Raw genomic sequence first — 20,539 nt, forward strand, 5'->3', positions numbered from 1 at the left:
GCGGCAATCTGCCGAACATCTATGACGGCATCTACCGCACCGCCTATTCCTACGGCATGTCCAAGGCGATGACGCAACGGCTGATCAAGTTGCTGGCATCCGGTGTCGACTTTCAGTCGCGCCTCAATCCCACGGACCGCATCGAGGTGCTGTTCTCGCAGCCCGATGGCGACGACCAGGCGTCTGACGAATCCGAGCTGCTTTACGTCTCCGCGACTTTCGGCGGCACGACACGAAATTTCTATCGTTTCCAGATGCAGGACGGCAGCACCGACTACTTCGACGAAAACGGCAGCAGCGCCGAGCAGTTTCTGCTGCGCAATCCCTTGCCCAATGGCCGGTTTACGTCCGGGTTCGGTGCCAGGCGTCACCCCATTTTGGGGTATGTGAAAATGCACACCGGCACCGACTGGGCAGCTCCCGTGGGATCGCCGATCATTGCCGCGGGCAACGGCGTCGTCGAAAAGGCCGGCTGGGCCGGCGGCTATGGCAAGCAGATCATCTTGCGTCACGCCAATGGCTACGAGACGTCCTACAATCACCAGAGCGCCTTTGCCAAAGGCATCGAGCCGGGTGTTCGCGTTCGCCAGGGTCAGGTTATCGGCTATCTCGGCTCAACCGGCCTCTCCACCGGTCCGCATCTTCATTACGAACTGATCGTCAACGGCACAAAGGTCGATTCGATGCGCGTCCGCCTACCGGTCGGTAAGACGCTGAAGGGCGACGACCTCGTCGCCTTCAAGCGCGAGCGCGAACGCATCGACGACCTGCTCAAGCAGGAAGACAGCAATCAGTTGAAGGTCGCGAGCGCCAAGATCGAAGGCTGAGCCGACGTTTTTCGTCGTCAGCCCTGCTGATTCGCCGTGTCGCGCGCCCATGGCAGCCGCTCGCCGGAAACCGTCGTCCACGCGGTGATTGCCGAAAACAGGCAAAGCAGCGCGGTCACCGCGGCAACGGCGGCGAATGCCGCGTCGCTGGCGGCAAGTCGTGCCGTATCGAGGCCGGGCGCCAGGCCGGCTGGCGGCGGTTCGCCGAAACCCGGAATGCCGGAGCCGGCAGCGGTGCCGAGCACGCCAGCATAGACCCAGGCCGCCAGCGATCCCATCGCCGCCACGGCAATCAGGCCGCCGATGCGCGAGACGGCGTTGTTGATGCCCGAGGCCGCACCCGTATCCTTGTCCTCGACCGCCGTCATGACGGCGGTCGACAGCGGCGATACCACCAGCGCCATGCCGAACCCCATCAGAGCCATCAGCGGGAATACCCCGATCCAGAAATTGTGGATGCCCCAATAGGCCAGCAGGGCAAGTCCGGCAAAGGCAAGAGCCACAACCAGACTGCCGCTGGCGATCGGAAAGCGAGGCCCGATGCGGTCGGACCACTGGCCGACCGGTCCGGACAACACTGCGATCAATGCCGAAAGCGGCAGGAAGATGAAACCGACCTCGGCCGCGCTCAGCCCCCATCCGGCGATCATGAGCATCGGCAGATAGAACAGATTGGCCGACAGCGCGAAATAAAGGAAGAAGGTCGCCACATTGGCGCCCGCGAACGCGCCGATTCGAAACAACGACAGCTCGATCATCGGCTCGCGCCGCCGGCGCTCGAAGACGATGAACACGACGAGCAAAACCGCACCGGCGGCAATACTCGGGCCGGACATCAGCCCCTCCCCGTCGCCGCTCATCGAGGTCAGACCGTAAGCGAGAGCTCCGAACGCCAATATGGCGAGTGCAGCGCCGCCGAGATCGAGGCCGCGCTTTTCCGCCGGCGCGTCGGCAGGGACCTTGGCCAGCAGAAGATAGACCGAGATAAGGCCGAGCGGCAGATTGATGGCGAAGATCGCCCGCCAGATGCCGTCGCCGAACGCCGACAGCACGAAGCCGCCCAGCACCGGGCCGAGCGCCGTCGTCAGTGCTGATGCTGCGGCCCAGATGCCGATCGCCCGGCCGCGTTCCTTTTTCGGATAGGCTTTGGCGATAATGGCCAGGCTGCCCGGCACCATGATGGCCGCTCCGACACCCTGGATAGCCCGAAACGCAATAAGCGCCGTCGGGTTAGGCGCCAGCGCGCAGGCAAGCGAGGCGGCAATGAACAGGACGATGCCGGCGGCGAAGGAGTGGCGCAGGCCGAAGCGATCGCCGGCGGCGCCGCCGACGAGAATGAGGGCTGAGAGTGTCAATGCGTAGGCATTGGAAATCCATTGTGCCTCGGCGAGGCTGGCGCCGAGGTCGACGCGGATCGCCGGCGTCGCAATGGCCAGGACCGACCCGTCGATGAAGCCGAGCGCAGAAGCCAGGATCGCGGCGATCAGCACGAACCGCCGCTGCGCCTGCGGACAGAACGTATCGGCGGGAAGTGAGCCGGTCAGGGGAACGGCGCCGGTACCGACTTTGGTTGGCGTGTGCATGCCGCCTTACCTAGATCGCCGGCGCGCCGGCGACAACCGGCCAGCACGCTGTTCTCGTTGAAACCAGGCCCAACCTGGCCACACAGGCAGGATCACGCCGCTCACAGGGTGCAAACGGCAAGTGCCGTGCTAAGCTTCTCGCAGCGCTACAGGCAAGGGGGAAATACCGCATGAAACGACCGCTCGAACCCTCGGCGGAAGGACGCGGGCGCGTCGTCGGCATCACCGACGGCGTGTTCGCCATCGCGCTCACCCTGATCGTTCTCGAGATCAGGGTGCCGGCGCATGAAACGGTGCATTCCGAACGCGAGTTGATCACAGCGATCACAGCACTGGCGCCGCGCTTCCTGACCTATGCGCTCAGCTTCCTGACGCTGACCATCTTCTGGTTCGGCCAGCAGGCGCAACACGGGCTGATTGCAAAATCCGACCGGCGGCTTGCCACGCTGAACCTCTGTTTCCTCGGCTTCATCGCCTTGCTGCCGTTCTCGACCGACCTTCTCGCCGACTTCCTCGAATTCAGGACAGCGGTGCTCGTGTACTGGTTCAATCTTTTGATGCTCGGACTGACGCTGCTCGCCAGTTGGCGCTACGCGGACAAAAACGGATTTCTGGCCGAAGGTGTCGACGCGGAGACCACCCGAACGGTCTATCTGCGCATCGTCAAGGCACAGATCCTGTGGGCCGTCGGCGCTGCACTCTGCCTGATCAGCCCGTTGCTCAGCGTCGGCTTCATCCTGGTGGTGCAGCTGATCTATGCCGCAGCGCTGCGCGCGCCACTGCTGCGCAAGGTCATCGGGTGATTCGGGCGAAGGCGTCGCGCTTTAGTCGACGAACTCCACGATAACGCCGGGCGTCACGATCTTGGCAAGCTCGCGCGCGTCCCAATTGGTCAGCCGCACGCAGCCATGGCTTTCGGTCTTGCCGATCTTGGACGGATCCGGCGTGCCGTGAATGCCGTAGGTCGGCTTGTCCAGCGCAATCCAGACCGAGCCGACCGGGCCGTTCGGCCCCGGCGGGATGGTCAGGATCCTGTCGTTTTCGCCCTGCTTGAAATTGATGTTCGGGTTGTAGGTGTAGTTCGGGTCCAATGCGACACGCGACACCGCATGCGTGCCGGACGGCGACGGCGTGTCGGACGAGCCGATAGTCGCCGGATAGGCTGCGACCAGCTTGCCCGCAGCATCATAGGCGCGGACCTGCTTATTGGACTTGTCGGCGATGATGCGCGCCACCGGCGTCGCCACCAGCCTGCCGAAATTGGCGACCTTGATGATGGTGCCCGGACGATTGAAATTGGCGTCCGGATTGAGCTTGTTCAGATAGGTTTCATCCATATGGAAGCGCTCGGCCAGCGCTTCGGGTACCGACGTGTAGCCCATCCGATCGAGCTGGGCCTTTTGGCTGTAGTCCTCCGGTATCGAGGCGACATAGGGGCCGGCCGCATCCTCGGGCGTGATCGTGTAGGAGGCGAAGGCATCGCCACCGGATTGCGCCAGGGCCGCCTGGATACCGACCGCGTCGGTCGATTTCAGATTGCTGCCGGTGATTTCGTTATAGGCGGCGAGTGCCTTGTCGACATTCGAGCCGAAGCGTCCGTCGATGACGCCGGGCGATGCACCGGCACGGTCGAGCAGCACCTGCAGTGCCGCCACGTCCTCGCGGGCGCCGAGCGCAAGCGACGGGTCGACCGCCGTCTTGCCGCCAGTGCTTGGCGGCGGGGCTGTGTCTGGCGGTAAGGCCGCCTGCTCGTTCGGCACCGTCGGCTCGACCGGCTCGATCGAGGCCTCGTTGAGCGGCTGGCGCTCGATGGTGCGCGGCTTTACCGGCTGCGCTGCCTCCGGATAACCGTTGCCGTAGCCGTCATCCCGTGGCGCTTCGGGGAAGGCTTCCACCGAATTGTCGCCATAGGGGTCGTACTCGTCAGCCGGCGGTATGATGACCCTGCCCTCGTCTTCCATCTGCCTGCGGCGGAACCGCGCCGTGTCCTCAGGGTCGTCGAGATAATAGGGGTCGTCCTCCACCGGTCCGAGGTTGCGCAAGCGCTCGCGGCGCAAGGCGCGGCGGTCGAGCCTGGTCTGCGGCGGCTGGATGGCGATGACCTTGCCGGTCTCCGCATCGACGATGACGCGGTTTCCCCTGGCATCGTAGTAGATATCGAGATTGCCGTTCTGGGCGACAAGAATGCCGCCGCCATTGGCGGCACGAACCACCCGTGGCGCGGTATCCACTATTGGCGAGGCCATCGCATTCGACGCCAGCAGCCCGGCAGCAAGCGCTGAAAGGGTGAAGATGGTGCGCAACATGATGGCCAAATTCTCCGGTCCGTAATTGCCGCCGCCGGCATTGTCTCTTCAAAGCGCCGCGCGTCTTTTTCGACGCGCAAAGGACGCTCTAACGCTTTAAATCTCCGCATCGTGCTTTGCGAAAATCAAAACTCGATTTCGGGCCGATGTGGTAGGCGAACCCCTTCGCCAGCAAATCAGTTGCCAACGATAAGGTTCCAATATGAACCGGGCATGAAGATGGCGGATTTCTGACCGATTAACCGGCAGCGAGTCCCAATTCCTTGCGCGCCTGCTTCGTCAGCTTCAGCACGACAAGACGGTGGCTTTCGCGCCGGTAATCCTTCAGCGCGCCATCATCCATGCTTTCGCCGGTCTGGCGCTGGATCCATTTCATGCCGCGTGAGGCAAGATAGGGCGCGGGCCGAAGGCCCGGCTGCTCCCTCAGCACGTCATAGGCGATGTCGGAGCATTTGAAGGTAACGAACGGCTCCTTGCCCTCACTCCAGCCGCCGATCGCGAAGACCTTGCCGCCGACCTTCCAGACACGGGCGCCGCCCCACTGCACGACATGGGTCGCCGAAGGCAGCGAGGCGCAGAAGCTGTTATAGTCGTCCAGCGTCATCTGCGCCCCGCCAGTGATGTTGGACCATGAACCGAAGGCCGGCGTAACAAAAGGGTATGCCGGTTTTTCGGAAAGGATCATGGTCGAGATTGAAGATAGGAATTCCATCCCGATTCGATCGGGATGGAACAGGCTCTTGGCTTGAGCTCAGGCGGCCGCTTCGGTTGCCACGACTGCCGGCTTCGAGCGGAAGTTCAAGCGGTCGGACCCAGCGGTGACCTTGACGGTCGAGCCGTCGAGGATCTCGCCGAGCAGGATCTTTTCCGCCAGCGGGTCCTGCAATTCCTTCTGCATCACCCGCTTCAGCGGCCGCGCGCCATAGGCAGGGTCATAGCCCTTGGCCGCCAGCCAATCGATCGCCTCCTGATCGAGCGAAAGCGCGATCTTGCGGTCGACAAGCAGGTTTTCCAGGCGCTTGAGCTGGATCTCGACGATACGACCCATATCCTGCCGGCGCAGCCGGTGGAACAGGATTACCTCGTCGATGCGGTTGAGGAATTCCGGCCGGAACGAAGCCCTGACGACATTCATCACCTCGTCGCGCACGACGTCGACATCCTGGTCCTCGCCGAGATTGACCAGATATTCGCCGCCGAGGTTCGACGTCATGATGATCAGCGTGTTGCGGAAATCGACCGTGCGGCCCTGCCCATCGGTCAGCCGGCCGTCGTCGAGCACCTGCAGCAGCACGTTGAAGACATCAGGATGCGCCTTCTCGATCTCGTCGAAAAGCACGACCTGATAGGGCCGCCGCCGTATCGCTTCGGTCAGCGCGCCGCCTTCCTCATAGCCGACATAGCCGGGGGGCGCGCCGATCAGCCGGGCGACCGAGTGCTTCTCCATGAACTCCGACATGTCGATGCGCACCATGGCGCTCTCGTCGTCGAACAGGAAGCTGGCCAGGGCCTTGGTCAGCTCGGTCTTGCCGACGCCCGTCGGCCCGAGGAACATGAACGAGCCGAGCGGCCGGTTCGGGTCCTGCAGGCCGGCGCGCGCACGGCGCACCGCTTTTGATACCGCCTGCACCGCCTCGCCCTGGCCGACGACGCGCTTGCCGACCTCGTCTTCCATGCGCAACAGCTTGTCGCGCTCGCCTTCCAGCATCTTATCGACCGGGATCCCCGTCCAGCGCGAGACAATATGGGCGACGTGATCGGGACCGACCACTTCCTCGACCATGCCGGCCTTGCCATCCCTGGCTTCAGCCTGCTTCAGCTGCTTTTCGAGTTCCGGGATCTTGCCATAAGCAAGTTCGCCGGCGCGCTGGAATTCGCCCTTGCGCTGGGCAATGGCAAGTTCGTTGCGGGCTTCGTCGAGCTGCTTCTTGAGGTCGGCGGCAAGCCCGAGCTTCTGCTTCTCGGCCTGCCATTTCGAGGTCAGCTCGGTCGATTCCTCCTCGAGGTTCGAGAGTTCCTTCTCGAGCCGGGCGAGCCGGTCTTTCGAGGCATCGTCCTTCTCGACCTTGAGCGCCTCGCGCTCGATCTTGAGCTGCATGATGCGGCGGTCGATCTCGTCCAGCGCCTCGGGCTTCGAATCGACCTGCATGCGGAGCCGCGAGGCGGCCTCGTCGACGAGATCGATCGCCTTGTCCGGCAGGAAGCGGTCGGCGATGTAGCGGTTGGACAGGGTTGCGGCCGCGACCAGTGCCGAATCCGAGATGCGCACCTTGTGGTGCTGCTCGTATTTCTCTTTCAGGCCGCGCAGGATCGAGACGGTGTCTTCGACCGTCGGCTCATTGACGAAGACCGGCTGGAAGCGGCGGGCAAGGGCCGCATCCTTCTCGACATGCTTGCGGTATTCGTCGAGCGTGGTTGCGCCGACACAATGCAGTTCGCCGCGGGCGAGCGCCGGCTTCAGCAGGTTCGACGCGTCCATGGCGCCATCCGCCTTGCCGGCACCGACAAGCGTGTGCATCTCGTCGATGAACAGAATGATGCCGCCGGCGGCAGACGTGACTTCGGAAAGCACCGCCTTCAGCCGCTCCTCGAACTCGCCGCGGTATTTGGCGCCGGCGATCAGCGACCCCATGTCGAGCGCCATCAGCTGCTTGTCCTTGAGCGATTCCGGCACATCGCCATTGACGATGCGCAGCGCCAGCCCTTCGGCGATCGCCGTCTTGCCGACGCCGGGTTCGCCGATCAGCACCGGGTTGTTCTTGGTGCGGCGCGACAGCACCTGGATGGTGCGGCGGATTTCGTCGTCGCGGCCGATGACCGGATCGAGCTTGCCCGCGCGGGCGTCCGCCGTCAGGTCGCGCGCGTATTTCTTCAGCGCGTCGTAGCCCTGCTCGGCGCTCGCCGAATCGGCGGTGCGACCTTTGCGTACGTCGTTGATGACCTGGTTCAGCGCCTGCGGCGTGACACCGGCCTTGGACAGGATGTCGGCGGTCTTGGCCGATTTTTCCATGGCAAGCGCCTGCAAAAGCCGTTCGACGGTGACGAAGCTGTCACCGGCCTTCTTGGCCAGTTCCTCGGCGGTCGAGAACACCTTTGCCAGCGGCTGCGCCAAATAGAGCTGGCCATTGCCGCCCTCGACCTTGGGCATTGCCTCCAGTGCCGTTTCGACGCCGAGCTTGACGTCACGGACATTGCCGCCGGCGCGCTCGATCAGCGACGCAGCCAGGCCCTCGTCGTCATCGACAAGGACCTTGAGGATATGCTCGGGGGTGAATTGCTGGTGGCTGCGGGAAAGCGCCATGGTTTGCGCGGACTGGATAAAGCCGCGCACGCGCTCGGAATATTTTTCAAGATTCATGCCTGTCTCCTTCCGTCACCGGCCCGCTTCGCGGCACCGGATCAGATTGCGGTGACGGACCCGCCCGTTCGAGCCGGATCCTGTTCACGCAAGATATGGGACGCAAACCACGGACCCTCAAGACTCGACACTGGCGAACGCATAATATTCCGAGCGCGCAAAACAAAAACGGCGGAGATTTCTCTCCGCCGCCTAGGGTAAACGATGCGCTAAGATCGCCTGAACGTTTCTTCGATCAATTCTCGACGTCGGCAATAATAGGTTGACCGCCGGCGTCTTCAGCCGGCGCTGCATCGACCTTGCCAGTCTCGGCACTGTCAGGGACGGCATTGTCGTTGCCGCCATTTGCCTGTTCGACATCGAGCCGCGGACGGCGCGGACGCCTGGGGCGGCGTGCCGGGCTGTTTTCGGCCGCGGCTTCGTTGAGCTCGGCCTGGGCGGCGAGACCCGCCGGCGAAAGGTTTTCGAATTGCGGTGCGGGCTCGCTCACAAAGACCGGCTCAGCGGCCGGTACGGGCTCCGCCTGCGCCGGCGTCTCGTCGCGCCGTGGCTGTTCGACGCGCTGTCCACCCTGCTGCTCGCCGCGCGCGCCATACTCGCCGCGCTGGCCGTAACCGCCATTGGGGCGACGGTCGCGGTGGCGTCCGCCATTGTTGTCGCGTCCGTCACGGTTATCGCGGCCGCCCCGATTGTCGCGGCTGTTTTCCTGGTTCAGAGCCAGCTCGGCCGGCGTGCCATCGATGACCGGCTGCGGGCCGGCCCCGTGATTGACCGCCGAACCCGACGTCTCGTTGGCATTGTTGTTGCCGGCATTGTCGAACTCGTCGCGATCCTCGTCGCCGTCATCGTCGAAATCGTCGCGATTCTGTTGGGCGTTCTGGATCGGCATCTGCGCCTGAGCGGCTGCGATGATGCGGTTATAGTGCTCTGCATGCTGGAGATAGTTTTCCGCCATCACCCGGTCGCCGGAGCTTTGCGCGTCACGGGCAAGGGTTGCGTACTTCTCGGCAATCTGCTGAGCCGATCCGCGGATCTTCACGTCCGGGCCGTTGCTCTCATAGTTACGCGTCAGGGGATTCGGCCCCTTACGATTGTTGTTGTTATTGTTGTTGCCGCCGCCGCCACTGTTGTTGCGACCGCGCATGCGCCTGTTTTGCTGTTGTGGCCTCATTAGACTCTCTTCACTTTGAAATTTTCGAAAAACTCTTCACGAACGGAGGCGCTCATGCGGCCAGCCGTTTCGTTCCTTCACCGGCGTTCGCCCGCATCAATTGCGTTGGCGCCACGTGCCATCCTGTTCCGGTTACTTCACTTGCCGGACGATTCCCGCACGAAGCTTGGGCGTCGTTTGCGCAAGAAGGCAGCTATTTCCAAGGAAACCGAATCGCTAAGAGCACTGCCTGCTTCGTCTCATCCGGTTATGGCGACCCTAGCCGCATTCCCCGGTATTGCCAAGCGCTTTTTTCGCACTGCATCACGGCTTCCACCGTTCGAACACAAGAACTCTGTCGTTTCCGCCGAGATCACGAAACACCCCGACAGAACGGTACCCGGCCGCGGAGAATATCTCCGTAACCTGTTGGTGCTGCGTATGGCCGATCTCGACCGCAATCCTGCCTTGGACTTCGAAATACGCTGCCGCTCCCGCGGCGATCTTCCTGTAGGGGCTCAGACCGTCCACACCGCCATCGAGGGCCTGACGTGGATCGAAACCGCGGACCTCGTCCTGCAGATTTCCAATGTCGTCTGACGGTATATAGGGAGGGTTTGCGACAATTACATGGTACCGGCCAGAAACTTTTTCAAACCAGTCGGATTTGAGCGGCGTGAACCGGCCGGCGAGCCCCAATTCCCCGGCATTGCGCATGGCTGTGGCCAGCGCCTCCTGCGAAATGTCAACGCCGGTGGCGGTCGCGGCCGGAACGGCGCTGAGCAGCGCCAGCGCGATGGCACCGGTACCGGTCCCTAGATCGAGGATGCGGCAGCCGCCCTCGCGTGCCGCCATTGCCTTGACGAAGGGCAGTATAGCCTCGACCAGCGTTTCGGTATCCGGCCGCGGCTCCAGCGTTTGCGGCGAAAGCGAAAGGCGCAAGCCATAGAATTCGCGGTAGCCAAGGATTCGGTGCACCGGCTCGCCGGCGATGCGCCGCCGCAAGGCGGCTTCGATTACCGCCGTCACGTCCGTATCGACAGCGCGCCCGGGATCGGCGATGGCCTGCGTGCGACTGGTGCCGGAAAAATGCTCGACGATCAGCCTGGCATCGAGCGCCGGATCCGCGATCCCGGCTGCGGCGAGCCGGTTTCGCGCCTCCCGCAGTAGTGGCGCCAGCGTGGCGGGCAGGCTGTCAGCCATCGACGCCGATATCGGCGAGCAGCTTCGACTGGTGATCGGCTATCAGCGCGTCGATGACCTCGTCGAGTTCGCCCATCATCACCCGGTCGAGCTTATAGAGCGTCAGGTTGATGCGATGATCGGTGACGCGACCCTGCGGAAAATTATAGGTGCGGATGCGTTCCGAGCGGTCGCCCGAGCCGACCTGCGACTTGCGCGATTCGGAACGTTCCTCGTCCGCCTTGCTGCGCTCGAGGTCGTAGAGCCTGGCGCGCAGGATCTGCATGGCCTTCGCCCGGTTCTGGTGCTGCGACTTTTCCGCCTGCACCACCATGATGCCGGTCGGAAGATGGGTGATGCGCACGGCCGAATCGGTGGTGTTGACGTGCTGGCCACCGGAACCCGAGGCGCGCATCGTGTCGATGCGGATGTCTTCGGCCCTGATGTCGATATCGACCTCTTCCGCTTCCGGCAGCACCGCGACCGTCGCCGCCGAGGTATGGATGCGCCCGCCCGCCTCGGTCGTCGGCACGCGCTGCACCCGGTGCACGCCGGATTCGAATTTCAGATGGGCAAAGACGCCCTTGCCCGAAACGGTCGCGATGATTTCCTTGTAGCCGCCGACCTCACCCTCGCTGGCCGACACCGTCTCGAAACGCCAGCCATGCGCCGCGGCATAGCGCTCGTACATGCGAAACAGGTCGCCGGCGAAAAGCGCCGCCTCGTCGCCGCCGGTGCCGGCGCGGATCTCGAGGATGGCGTTCTTGTCGTCGGCGGCATCCTTGGGCAACAGCAGGATCTGGATGTCCTTCTGCAGCGCCTCGATGCGATGCTTGACCTCCGGCAGGTCGGCCTCGGCCAAGGCGCGCATCTCGGCGTCGGTGCCCTTGTCGGCGAGCATCGCCTCCAGATCGCCCTGTTCGTGCTCCGCGGCGCGCAGTGCCCTGATCTTTGCCACCATCTCCTGGATGTCGGCATATTCGGAGGCCATCCTGACATAGGCGTCCGGCGCTGGCCCGGCCGACATCTGCGCTTCGAGCATGTCGAAACGCTTGACGACTTGATCCATACGGTCGCGGGGCAGGTTGATCATGGCGAAGTCTATAGCGGTATAGAGCGGTCGTCGGCAAAGGCTTGCAGCAGCGCCCGCATCGGCAGGCCATGCGCCGGCGCCATCAGATTGTCGTCGAAGAACGCTTCCAACTCGCTGAGCGGCAGTTCCTTCAGCATCGCCTTGACCGGGCCGATCGATGCCGGCGACATCGAGATCGAGCGGTAGCCAAGGCCGATCAGCGCCATCGCCGAGATCGGCTTGCCGGCAAGTTCGCCGCACAAGGTCACCGGCGTCTGGTTGCGCGCCCCGGCGTCGGCAATTTGCCTCAAAACACGCAGGAACGGCGTCGACAGCGGGTCGAAGCGGTCGGACAATTGGGTATTGCCACGGTCCACCGCCATGACGAACTGGAACAGGTCGTTCGAGCCGACCGAGACGAAATCGACCGCCTTCATCAACTCGTCGAGCTGGAACAGCAGCGACGGCACCTCCAGCATCGCCCCCACCTTAAGGCTGGTCGGCAAATGATGGGCAAAGCGCGACAAATGCCGGACCTCGCGATCGATGATCTCGCGCGCCTGCGCGATCTCACCGAGTTCCGTCACCATTGGCAGCATCAGCTTCAGTTCGCGCCCGCCGCACGCCTTGAGCAGCGCGCGGATCTGGGTGCGCAGCAGGCCAGGCCGGTCGAGCGTCAGGCGGATGGCGCGCCAGCCGAGCGCCGGGTTCTCCTCCTGGATCGAGCCCTTGAAATAGGGCAGCACCTTGTCGCCGCCAATATCGATGGTGCGGAACGTCACCGGCTTGTCGCGCGCCGCCTCGAGCACGTCACGGTACAAGCGCTCCTGGGCTTCCGCGCGCGGAAAGGTCGAGGCGACCATGAATTGCAGCTCGGTGCGGAACAGGCCGATGCCGGCCGCGCCCGCTTCGGCCAGTTGCGGCAGGTCGACCGCCAGCCCGGCATTCATCAGAAGGTCGACCTGGACACCGTCCTTAGTCACCGACGGCTTCTTGCGCAGCTCGCGGTAGACCTCCTGCCGCCGCGCCCGGAAACGCACTTTCTCGGCATAGGCCGCCTCGAGGTCGGGCTGCGGGCGCAGATGGATCGCGCCTTCCTCGCCGTCGACGATGATGGCATCGCCGTTTTCCGCCATGGAAACGGCGCCCTTCATCTGGCCGGCGACCGGTATGCCCATGGCCCGCGCCACGATGACGACATGGCTGGTCGCGGCGCCGTCCTCCAGCACCAGCCCGCGCAGCTTGTCCCTGGGATAATCGAGCAGCTCCGCAGCACCCATGGAGCGGGCGACGATGATGGCGTCCTTGGGCAGCGAGGCCGCGACGTCCTCCGGTCCGCGCCCCATCAGCTGCCGCAGCAGCCGATTGGCGAGATCGTCGAAATCGCTCATCCGTTCGCGCAGATACGGATCGGTCATGTGCAGCATGCGGGCACGCATGTCGCTCTGCACCTTTTCGACCGCCGCTTCGGCCGTCAGGCCGTTGCGGATCGCCTCCTCGAGCCGGCGCACCCAGCCGCGGTCGTTGGCGAACATGCGATAGGCTTCGAGCACCTGGCGATGCTCGCCCTCGAAGGCGACGTCGCGGCGCTCCAGCATGTCGTCGATGGAGAGCCGGAGCGAGCCGAGGGAGGCGTCGAGCCGCCTGACCTCTTCCTCGCTGTCCTCGTTGAAAAGATTGGTGACGACGATGCGCGGCTCGTGCAGCACCACATGGCCGAGCCCGACGCCTTCGTTGAAGGACAGGCCGGTAAAGCTTACCGGGCGGCGCAGATCGAGCTCTAGGCCGGGCCTTGTCAGCCGCTCCAGATCGCCGGTGGCGATCATCTCGGCGATCACCATCGCCGTCGTTTCCAGCGCCTCGACCTCGTCGTCGCGATAATGGCGCATGGTCTTGTTCTGCACGACCAGGACGCCGAGTGTCCGCCCTGCCCGCAGCACCGGCACGCCGAGGAAGGAATTGTATATCTCTTCCCCTGTCTCCGGCAGGTAGGCGAAGGCAGGATGCTCCTGTGCGTTGGAGAGGTTGAGCGGCCGCGCCGAGGCCGCGATCGTGCCGACCAGGCCTTGCCCCAGCCTGAGCTGCGCCAGGTGGACGGCGTTCGGGTTCAGGCCTTCGGTGGCGTAGAGTTCGAGCACCGAATCGGCGCGCAGCACATAGAGCGAGCAAACCTCGGCAACCATGTTGGAGGCGATGTCGCGCACGATTCGGTCAAGCCGCTCCTGCGGCTCCAGCGGCTCTTGCATGAGCTCGCGGAGCCGTTTCAGCAAAACGCGCGGGCCACTGGCCGAATCACGCATCGCGGCTTCTTCTCCAATAGCGTTTCAACCGGTGCAGGTTGCCCTGCACAGCGGCACAAACGCAACAACTCAATTAGAGCGCCATCGTCCAATTGGACGCATAAAGACCGCTCCAAGATTTTCGATCCGCTGCATCCTGCCTTCCGAAAATCGATTCCGATTTTCGGGCCGATGCAGTCCGCTACTGCTTATCCAGACCGTACACGGAATGCAAAGTGCGAACTGCTAGTTCCGTATAGGGACCGTCGATCAGGATCGAAATCTTGATTTCGGACGTCGTGATGGCGCGGATGTTGATCGCGCGGTCGGCAAGCGCCTTGAAGGCGGTAGCGGCGACGCCGGCATGGCTGCGCATGCCGATGCCGATGACCGAGACCTTCGACATGCCGGCTTCCGACTGCACCACGTCGTAGCCGATCGTCGCCTTCAGCCGCTCGAGCACGGCGAGCGCCTTGTCGACGTCGCCGGATGGCACGGTGAAGGTCATGTCAGTGAACTTGCCGTCCTCGGAGATATTCTGGACGATCATGTCGACATTGATGTTGGCCTCGGCCAGCGGCCCGAAAATGCCGGCGGCGACGCCCGGCCGATCGCCGACGCGGCGCAACGAAATCTGCGCCTCGTCCTTGGCGTAGGCAATTCCGGTGACGACCTGCTGTTCCACGATCTCTTCCTCGTCGCAAATAAGCGTTCCCGGCGGATTAAGCAAATCCCCCATTCCTGGTGCGTCGGGATCGTCGAAGGACGACCGCACGAAAGTACGCACCCTGTGCACCATGGCAAGCTCGACCGAGCGCACCTGCAGGACCTTGGCGCCGAGCGAGGCCATTTCGAGCATTTCCTCGAACGAAATCTTGGCCAGCCGCCGCGCCTTCGGCTCGATGCGCGGATCGGTCGTATAGACCCCGTCGACGTCGGTGTAGATATCGCAGCGGTCGGCCTTGACCGCTGCCGCGATGGCGACTGCGCTGGTATCGGAGCCGCCACGACCGAGTGTCGCGATCCGATTGTCCGGCCCGATGCCCTGGAAACCGGCAACCACCGCCACCTGGCCTTCGCCGAAGCGCTTGATCAAGAACGCGCCGTCGATGTCGAGAATGCGCGCCGCGCCATGCGCGTTGTCGGTCTTGATCGGGATCTGCCAGCCTTGCCAGGAGCGGGCATGCACGCCGATATTCTGCAGCGCGATCGCCAGCAAGCCGGCAGTGACCTGCTCGCCGGACGCGACCACGGCGTCATATTCACGCGCATCGTGCATCGGCGAGGCCTCGCGCGTCCATTGCACGAGCTCGTTGGTCTTGCCGGACATCGCCGAGACCACGACGGCGACCTCATGGCCGGCGTCGACCTCGCGCTTGACATGACGCGCCACATTGCGGATGCGGGCGATGTCGGCGACGGAGGTTCCGCCGAATTTCATCACGATGCGCGCCATAGAAGCGAAATGCCTTTGACTGGATGCCGGACCGAAGGCCGAAAAGCGGAAAAATGCGCCAAGCTGTGGCCGGGCACTCAATGCGCGGCCTCCTTAGCCAAATGACAGTCGTTTCGCAAGGCGTGCCGCCGCTGCCGGCCGGGCGACACACCAGCGCAGCATCGCGCCTGCACTGCTTCTTGCCAAAATGGTGCTCGCTTCAGCCCAGCTGTGCCGTGGCTCTCCACAGGCGCGGATAATCGAGGACGAAACCGAGCGGCGAGACCTCCAGTGTCTCGTGGTAGCCGAACATCGGGGCGGCATAGGCGTAATGTGCAGCATCGACGCGCTGATAGGTTTGCTCGAGGCGAACGAGCCTGAGTTCGGGAAATGTCAGATAGGCTGCCGGCGCGGGCGTCGCCGTACCGACATCGAGGGCAAAACGGCGAAGCGCCAAAAGGTTTGTGGCGGGCGTGAAGCCGAGATCGACATCGATGAGACCGTCGACTTCCGCTTGATGTTCGCCGTTCAGCGTCCATTGGCGCTCGGTCAGCCGGTCGATCCTGTAATGCAGCTCTTGCGTGCCGAGAAAGCCGTCGGCGCGCGCCGATCGTGTATGCCAATCGGCGTCGCAGTCCGCCTCGTAGGCGATGCTGCACGGCTCGCCGTCCTGGACGAAAAGCGCCTGTCCCCTGAGGTTCCACCCGGAACTCGCTTCCGACAGAAGGCAAGCGTCGTGGCCTTCCTGGTCAAGCCGGCGCCAAAGAATGGAAGCAACCGTTCGCATCATTGCGCACTCCTCCGAACCCGATGTCTCTGCTTCGTCCGCCAAAGCCTAGGCGTTTCCTTCCGGCACACCATCAACTGACACGTGCTGACACAAATGCAGCCGGCAAAAGGCCGCGCCGGAAGGCATCGCGCGCATCGCACCGCCGGCGGTGAATTTCGCGCCTTGACATTCGCAGCCTCGCGCCCGACTTCCTAGCGTCCGAGGAGACCACGCCATGCCAGAGCCCCGACGATCGACGATCGATGCCGGAGAGGTGGAACGCTTTTCCGCCCTTGCTGCCGAATGGTGGAACCCGAACGGCAAGTTCCGCCCGTTGCACAAGTTCAACCCGATCCGGCTTGCCTATATCCGCGACCAGGTGGCGGCCCGCTTCGGCCGCGATCCGCGTGCGGCACGGCCATTCGAAGGCCTGCGCTTCCTTGACATCGGCTGCGGCGGCGGGCTTTTGTGCGAGCCGATGGCGCGGCTTGGCGCCGAAGTGGTCGGCGCCGATGCCTCCGCCACTAACATCGAAGTGGCCAAGCTGCATGCGGCGGAAGTCGGCGTGAGCGTGGATTATCGCGCCACGACCGCGGAAGACCTTGCCGATGCCGGCGAAAAATTCGACGTCATCCTCAACATGGAAGTGGTCGAGCATGTCGCCAATGTCGATCTGTTCCTGGCCAAATGCGGCGAGATGGTCAAGCCTGGCGGCATCATGTTCGTCGCCACCATCAACCGCACGCTGAAGGCCCTGGGCCTGGCCATCATCGGCGCCGAATATGTGCTGCGTTGGCTGCCACGCGGCACCCACCAGTTCGGCAAGCTGGTGCGCCCCGAGGAACTGGAAAAGGCGCTTGCCGGCGCCGGCCTGACCGTCATCGACCGCACCGGCGTCACCTACAACCCGCTCGCCGACCGCTGGCAGCGCTCGAAGGACATGGACGTCAACTACATGGTGCTAGCGGAGAAGGCATCCGTCTGAAGCTTACGCCTTCTGGCCTCTATGGCCTCTGGCTTTGCGCCTTGGTGGTGATGAACACGCCGGCGGTGATGATGACGGCACCGGCCCAGGTCAGCAGTTGATAGCGCTCGCCGAGGAAGAGGGTCCCGGCAAACAGCCCGACCGCCGCCGCGACGTAGCCGATCTGGCTGAGATAGACCGGGCCGCCGACCGCTTGCAGGCGGAAGAAGAAGGCGAACATCGCCGAGGCTGATGCCACCTGTGCCGCTGCGACCAGCGGCACGCCGCCGAGCGAGCCGAATGCATTGCCGCCAAGCAGGACCAGAATGCCGGCAAACAGCATCAAGGCTGCTGCCAGGTGGCTGCCGACGGCGAGCTCGATCGGGCCGGTGCCTTCGGGCCAGTCGACGGTGCGGTAAATGTTGCCGGCGGCGAGGCTGACCGGGATGAGCAGGCCCATCGCAACCCAGAAAAATTCGGCCGGCTGGCCCGCTTCGCCGCGCGTCACCGCCACCATGACTGCGCCGACGAAACCGACGACTATGCCGACGATGCCCAGCATGGTCGGGCGCCTGACGCCGAGCAGCATCGAGAACACCAGCGTGACGACCGGCGACAGCGTGAACATGATGCCGCTGTAGCCGGCGCCCAGATGCGGAATGGCTGAAAACATCAGCAGATTGGGGATTGCATATGAGACGGCCGCGGTGACGAAGAAATAGCGCAGCCTGTGCGGCGTAAGCCGCATGCGCTTCCCGTTGAGCAGCAATGCGCACAAAAGCACGCCGCCGGCACCAAGCGAGATGACGAAGGCCCAGACCATGGCGGCCACGCCGGCCGCCGTCGCGATCTTGCCGAACGGCAGCGTCAGGCCGAGCAGTCCACCGGTGACAACCAGAAGGCCAAGCGCCGAGTCCCAGAGAAATTTCATCGCACCGTCCCGTCGCCCGTTCGCGGCACTTGGCCAATATCGCAAGCTGAGGTAAGATAAGGTAAAGATTCTTCACGTCAAGATACATAACGGTGAGAGACATGGATCGCGCAGCAAAAGCGATCGGGCAATGGAAAAAGGAACGGCCGGATCTCGATGTCTCGCCGATGGCCGTGCTCGGACGGTTGAACGAGGCCGCCTCGCTGATCGCACGAGAGCGGCTGGCGCCGCTGTTTGCAAGTTACGGGCTGCAATCCGGAGAATTCGATGTGCTGGCGACGCTGCGTCGTTCCGGGCCGCCATACGCGCTGACGCCGACGGCTCTCTACGAGGCGACGATGGTGACGTCGGGCGCGATGACCAACCGCCTCGATCGGCTCGAGAAATCCGGCCTGATCAAGCGCGGGCCGCACCCCGACGATCGCCGCGGCATTGTCGTGCAGCTGACTAAAAAGGGTCTGGCGTTGATTGACGAGGCGGTTACCGCTCACGTCGCCAACGAGCACCAGATACTTTCTGGGTTAGCACGCCCGGAGCAGATCATGCTCGCACGCCTGCTCGAAAAACTGATAGCGAGCCTGAGTTAACCGAACCGGCCAAGGGCCGCGCCGAGGGGATGGAAAAGGTCAAATCCTGGCCGCCGAGCCTCGTTTGGGCCGGCGAACAGCTCTGATCTTGCCGCTGTTTCCGCCGCCACAGAAAAACTGGTCGCCGCCATCGGATTCGAGCCCCGACACGCCTGTTCCCGGCGGCATATCGAGCTTCTCAAGGACCTTTCCCGTTTCAGGATCGATCCGTCTGACATCGCTCTCCTCGCCCTCCCAGGTGCCATGCCACAGCTCGCCGTCGACCCAGCTGACGCCGGTGACGACGCGGTTGGAAACGATGGTGCGAAGGATTGCCCCTGTCTCGGGATCGACCTGATGAATCTTTCGGCCCCGATGCTGCCCGACCCAGAGTGTTCCTTCGGCCCAGGCGAGCCCGGAATCACCGCCATTGCCGGGCGCCGGGATCGTCGCCAGGACGTGGCCATTCTTCGGATCGATCTTCTGGATACGATCCTCGGCGATCTGATAGAGATGCTGGCCGTCGAAGGCCGTTCCGGCGTGTGCCGCGACATCGATCGAGCGCACCACTTTGCCGCTTGCCGGATCGAAGGCGTTCAATCTGTCGCCTGAGGCAAACCAGACATGCTCACCGTCGAAGGTAACGCCGTCTACGTGGTCGACACCCGGAAAGGGTCCATATTCTCGAAGGATTTCGGCTGCGGATCGTTCCATGATTCCATCCTAGTAGCCCGGCAGTGGGCCGGGGAGTAACAAGATTGTCGGGAAACCCGTCAGCGGTGGGGTCATCCAGCGACGCGCCCGTCCGCGGCCGAACGACTGCACCTTGCCGGCCAGGGCGAGTTGCTCGAGCGCTCGCTGCACGGTACGCGAACTGGCTCCCAGCACAATCGACAGGGCCGAACTCGACCAAGACTCGCCGTCGGCGAGAAAGGCGAGCACGGCGGCATGCTCTTCTTCGACGGGTGGCGCCAGCACGACGACCTCACCTGCGCGGCGCGGGGCCAGCGCAAAGCCCCGCTTCGTCGCGCTCACATCCGCCAAACTCCGAAGCTCCGCGCGAAGCCGCCCGACTTCGACCCGTAACCGTGCGCGATGTGATTCGTCCGCGTCCTTTCCGCGGAAAGCGCGCGCAATAAGCATACTTCTTGCCACGTCAGCCGGCCAGGCTTCGGCCAGCGCGCGGGCCAGCGCGAACAGCACCGGGCGGGTCGCCAGCGAGACGACGTTGTCTGCGACCCGCACGACATTGCGGCATGCATCCACCACGAGCGCCCCCGACGCCAGGAGCGCTTCGACTTCATCGAGCAGGAGGGGCCGTTCCCCGCCACGCGCGACAAGGCGTGCGGCCGGCGTGTCCAGCACCAGCGATGCGCTCTCCACCTCCGCGATCAGCGCGGGGATGCCGGACGCGCGCGCCGCCCGCGCCGCCAGGCCAAGCGCGGCGCGCGCAGGGCCGGTCCGCAAGCGGCGGATGGCGATGCCGGCGACAGCCAGCTCGTGGGCGGCCCGCGATGCCGGCGGCAGCGGCGAGGGATCGAAGCCGTCCAGCCTGCGCTCGGCTTCGTCGAGATGGCCGATCAGCAGCAGGCGCCGAACGTCGAGGTTGCGCGCATGCGCGGCGTTGACGCGGTCGCCATGCTTTTCAAGCGTCGCCCGTGCGGCGTCGAGTGCCTTGGCCGGCCAGGTAAGGTCGCGCGAGACGAGCGCGATCTCGGCCTCGGCGACGATACACCGCGCGCGGGCCACGGCCTCCCTCGGGCTGAATGCGCGCGCCGCCCTCTTGAGAAGAACCTTCGCCCGAACCAGGTCGCCAAGCTGCGCCATCGCGATACCGCGCAACGCCAGTGCCGGCGCATCGTCGCGCAGCGCAACCCGCTTCAAGGCGCCGAGCGGATCGCCCGCCGCAAGCGCATGCGCCGCGGCCGTGATCAGCGAGTCCATCGGAATCCCGTCACACTTGTCACTCCCATGGCTTCGACATCCGGCGCTAAGTCCATCTCACCAACCAGTCGTATCGACAACGGCGACTGTAGCCAACCTGAGTTGCGGCGCGCCAACCTTGAGTCGCGGCTAGATTGTGCACTGGGCTCGAACACAACGATAAGCACTAGGAG

The 20,539-nt window shown here is 64.0% G+C and carries 17 protein-coding genes (1 of these 17 cut by a window edge); 4 read left to right on the plus strand and 13 right to left on the minus strand.

Annotated features, from left to right (window positions below):
* Window positions 1-827: the end of a M23 family metallopeptidase gene (locus tag NKK47_RS13235; RefSeq protein WP_352577119.1), read on the plus strand. Its footprint begins 1,132 nt before the window's first position; only the last 827 of its 1,959 coding nucleotides appear in the window; its start codon lies off the left edge, out of view; its stop codon occupies window positions 825-827.
* A gap of 17 nt (window positions 828-844) precedes the next feature.
* On the opposite strand, the gene NKK47_RS13240 is transcribed toward NKK47_RS13235, so the two are convergent.
* Window positions 845-2,410, minus strand: coding sequence for an MFS transporter (locus NKK47_RS13240; RefSeq protein WP_352577121.1), 1,566 nt, complete (start codon window positions 2,408-2,410; stop codon window positions 845-847).
* Window positions 2,411-2,580: 170 nt separating this feature from the next.
* On the opposite strand from NKK47_RS13240, the gene NKK47_RS13245 reads away from it, so the two are divergent.
* Window positions 2,581-3,213 carry a TMEM175 family protein gene (locus tag NKK47_RS13245; RefSeq protein WP_023675159.1) on the plus strand — a complete coding sequence of 211 codons (633 nt, stop codon included), beginning with the start codon at window positions 2,581-2,583 and terminating at the stop codon, window positions 3,211-3,213.
* Between the two features lie 21 nt (window positions 3,214-3,234).
* Here the strand turns inward: NKK47_RS13245 and NKK47_RS13250 are convergent, their stop codons facing one another.
* From NKK47_RS13250 to NKK47_RS13290, 9 genes are all read right to left on the minus strand, one after another.
* Window positions 3,235-4,716, minus strand: a complete 1,482-nt coding sequence (locus tag NKK47_RS13250; protein WP_352577123.1) for a L,D-transpeptidase family protein — start codon at window positions 4,714-4,716, stop codon at window positions 3,235-3,237.
* Between the two features lie 238 nt (window positions 4,717-4,954).
* A complete protein-coding gene (locus tag NKK47_RS13255; RefSeq protein ID WP_352577125.1) occupies window positions 4,955-5,320 on the minus strand; it encodes an MmcQ/YjbR family DNA-binding protein in 366 nt (121 codons plus the stop codon).
* Between the two features lie 147 nt (window positions 5,321-5,467).
* Window positions 5,468-8,074 carry an ATP-dependent chaperone ClpB gene (gene clpB, locus NKK47_RS13260; protein WP_352577126.1) on the minus strand — a complete coding sequence of 869 codons (2,607 nt, stop codon included), beginning with the start codon at window positions 8,072-8,074 and terminating at the stop codon, window positions 5,468-5,470.
* Between the two features lie 235 nt (window positions 8,075-8,309).
* Window positions 8,310-9,218, minus strand: a complete 909-nt coding sequence (locus NKK47_RS13265) for a DUF4167 domain-containing protein (RefSeq protein ID WP_352577128.1) — start codon at window positions 9,216-9,218, stop codon at window positions 8,310-8,312.
* Between the two features lie 330 nt (window positions 9,219-9,548).
* Window positions 9,549-10,427 carry a peptide chain release factor N(5)-glutamine methyltransferase gene (gene prmC / locus NKK47_RS13270; RefSeq protein WP_352577130.1) on the minus strand — a complete coding sequence of 293 codons (879 nt, stop codon included), beginning with the start codon at window positions 10,425-10,427 and terminating at the stop codon, window positions 9,549-9,551.
* Window positions 10,420-11,499, minus strand: coding sequence for a peptide chain release factor 1 (gene prfA, locus NKK47_RS13275; RefSeq protein WP_352577132.1), 1,080 nt, complete (start codon window positions 11,497-11,499; stop codon window positions 10,420-10,422). The genes prmC and prfA overlap by 8 nt, the downstream gene beginning before the upstream one ends.
* An 8-nt stretch (window positions 11,500-11,507) precedes the next feature.
* Complete coding sequence (gene ptsP, locus NKK47_RS13280; protein ID WP_352577134.1) at window positions 11,508-13,778, minus strand: phosphoenolpyruvate--protein phosphotransferase; 2,271 nt, start codon at window positions 13,776-13,778, stop codon at window positions 11,508-11,510.
* 181 nt (window positions 13,779-13,959) lie between these two features.
* A complete protein-coding gene (locus NKK47_RS13285; protein ID WP_352577135.1) occupies window positions 13,960-15,213 on the minus strand; it encodes an aspartate kinase in 1,254 nt (417 codons plus the stop codon).
* 199 nt (window positions 15,214-15,412) lie between these two features.
* Window positions 15,413-15,982, minus strand: coding sequence for a putative glycolipid-binding domain-containing protein (locus NKK47_RS13290; RefSeq protein ID WP_352577137.1), 570 nt, complete (start codon window positions 15,980-15,982; stop codon window positions 15,413-15,415).
* Window positions 15,983-16,196: 214 nt separating this feature from the next.
* On the opposite strand from NKK47_RS13290, the gene ubiG reads away from it, so the two are divergent.
* Complete coding sequence (ubiG, locus tag NKK47_RS13295; RefSeq protein ID WP_023675148.1) at window positions 16,197-16,946, plus strand: bifunctional 2-polyprenyl-6-hydroxyphenol methylase/3-demethylubiquinol 3-O-methyltransferase UbiG; 750 nt, start codon at window positions 16,197-16,199, stop codon at window positions 16,944-16,946.
* Between the two features lie 19 nt (window positions 16,947-16,965).
* Here ubiG and NKK47_RS13300 read toward each other — a convergent pair whose 3' ends face one another.
* A complete protein-coding gene (locus NKK47_RS13300) occupies window positions 16,966-17,856 on the minus strand; it encodes a DMT family transporter (protein WP_352503215.1) in 891 nt (296 codons plus the stop codon).
* Window positions 17,857-17,957: 101 nt separating this feature from the next.
* Here NKK47_RS13300 and NKK47_RS13305 point away from each other — a divergent pair, with 101 nt between their 5' ends.
* A complete protein-coding gene (locus NKK47_RS13305; protein ID WP_352577139.1) occupies window positions 17,958-18,443 on the plus strand; it encodes a MarR family winged helix-turn-helix transcriptional regulator in 486 nt (161 codons plus the stop codon).
* A 39-nt stretch (window positions 18,444-18,482) separates the two neighbouring features.
* Here NKK47_RS13305 and NKK47_RS13310 read toward each other — a convergent pair whose 3' ends face one another.
* Both NKK47_RS13310 and NKK47_RS13315 read right to left on the minus strand, forming a co-directional pair.
* Entirely contained in the window at window positions 18,483-19,136 is a 654-nt protein-coding gene (locus NKK47_RS13310) for a Vgb family protein (RefSeq protein ID WP_352577141.1), read from the minus strand.
* Window positions 19,137-19,145: 9 nt separating this feature from the next.
* Window positions 19,146-20,366 (minus strand): helix-turn-helix domain-containing protein, encoded by a 1,221-nt coding sequence (locus NKK47_RS13315; RefSeq protein ID WP_352577143.1) that lies wholly within the window; start codon window positions 20,364-20,366, stop codon window positions 19,146-19,148.
* Between the last annotated feature and the right edge of the window lie 173 nt (window positions 20,367-20,539).

This window comes from Mesorhizobium sp. M0019 (assembly GCF_040323975.1).
In the GTDB taxonomy this organism is placed as follows: Bacteria; Pseudomonadota; Alphaproteobacteria; order Rhizobiales; family Rhizobiaceae; genus Mesorhizobium.

Bases quoted from the DNA above. Each gene is read 5' to 3' on its own strand.
- NKK47_RS13240 (WP_352577121.1), bottom strand. From the start codon at position 2,410: ATGCACACGCCAACCAAAGTCGGTACCGGCGCCGTTCCCCTGACCGGC.
- NKK47_RS13245 (WP_023675159.1), top strand. From the start codon at position 2,581: ATGAAACGACCGCTCGAACCCTCGGCGGAAGGACGCGGGCGCGTCGTC.
- NKK47_RS13250 (WP_352577123.1), bottom strand. From the start codon at position 4,716: ATGTTGCGCACCATCTTCACCCTTTCAGCGCTTGCTGCCGGGCTGCTG.
- NKK47_RS13255 (WP_352577125.1), bottom strand. From the start codon at position 5,320: ATGACGCTGGACGACTATAACAGCTTCTGCGCCTCGCTGCCTTCGGCG.
- clpB (WP_352577126.1), bottom strand. From the start codon at position 8,074: ATGAATCTTGAAAAATATTCCGAGCGCGTGCGCGGCTTTATCCAGTCC.
- NKK47_RS13265 (WP_352577128.1), bottom strand. From the start codon at position 9,218: ATGCGCGGTCGCAACAACAGTGGCGGCGGCGGCAACAACAATAACAAC.
- prmC (WP_352577130.1), bottom strand. From the start codon at position 10,427: ATGGCTGACAGCCTGCCCGCCACGCTGGCGCCACTACTGCGGGAGGCG.
- prfA (WP_352577132.1), bottom strand. From the start codon at position 11,499: ATGATCAACCTGCCCCGCGACCGTATGGATCAAGTCGTCAAGCGTTTC.
- ptsP (WP_352577134.1), bottom strand. From the start codon at position 13,778: ATGCGTGATTCGGCCAGTGGCCCGCGCGTTTTGCTGAAACGGCTCCGC.
- NKK47_RS13285 (WP_352577135.1), bottom strand. From the start codon at position 15,213: ATGGCGCGCATCGTGATGAAATTCGGCGGAACCTCCGTCGCCGACATC.
- NKK47_RS13290 (WP_352577137.1), bottom strand. From the start codon at position 15,982: ATGATGCGAACGGTTGCTTCCATTCTTTGGCGCCGGCTTGACCAGGAA.
- ubiG (WP_023675148.1), top strand. From the start codon at position 16,197: ATGCCAGAGCCCCGACGATCGACGATCGATGCCGGAGAGGTGGAACGC.
- NKK47_RS13300 (WP_352503215.1), bottom strand. From the start codon at position 17,856: ATGAAATTTCTCTGGGACTCGGCGCTTGGCCTTCTGGTTGTCACCGGT.
- NKK47_RS13305 (WP_352577139.1), top strand. From the start codon at position 17,958: ATGGATCGCGCAGCAAAAGCGATCGGGCAATGGAAAAAGGAACGGCCG.
- NKK47_RS13310 (WP_352577141.1), bottom strand. From the start codon at position 19,136: ATGGAACGATCCGCAGCCGAAATCCTTCGAGAATATGGACCCTTTCCG.
- NKK47_RS13315 (WP_352577143.1), bottom strand. From the start codon at position 20,366: ATGGACTCGCTGATCACGGCCGCGGCGCATGCGCTTGCGGCGGGCGAT.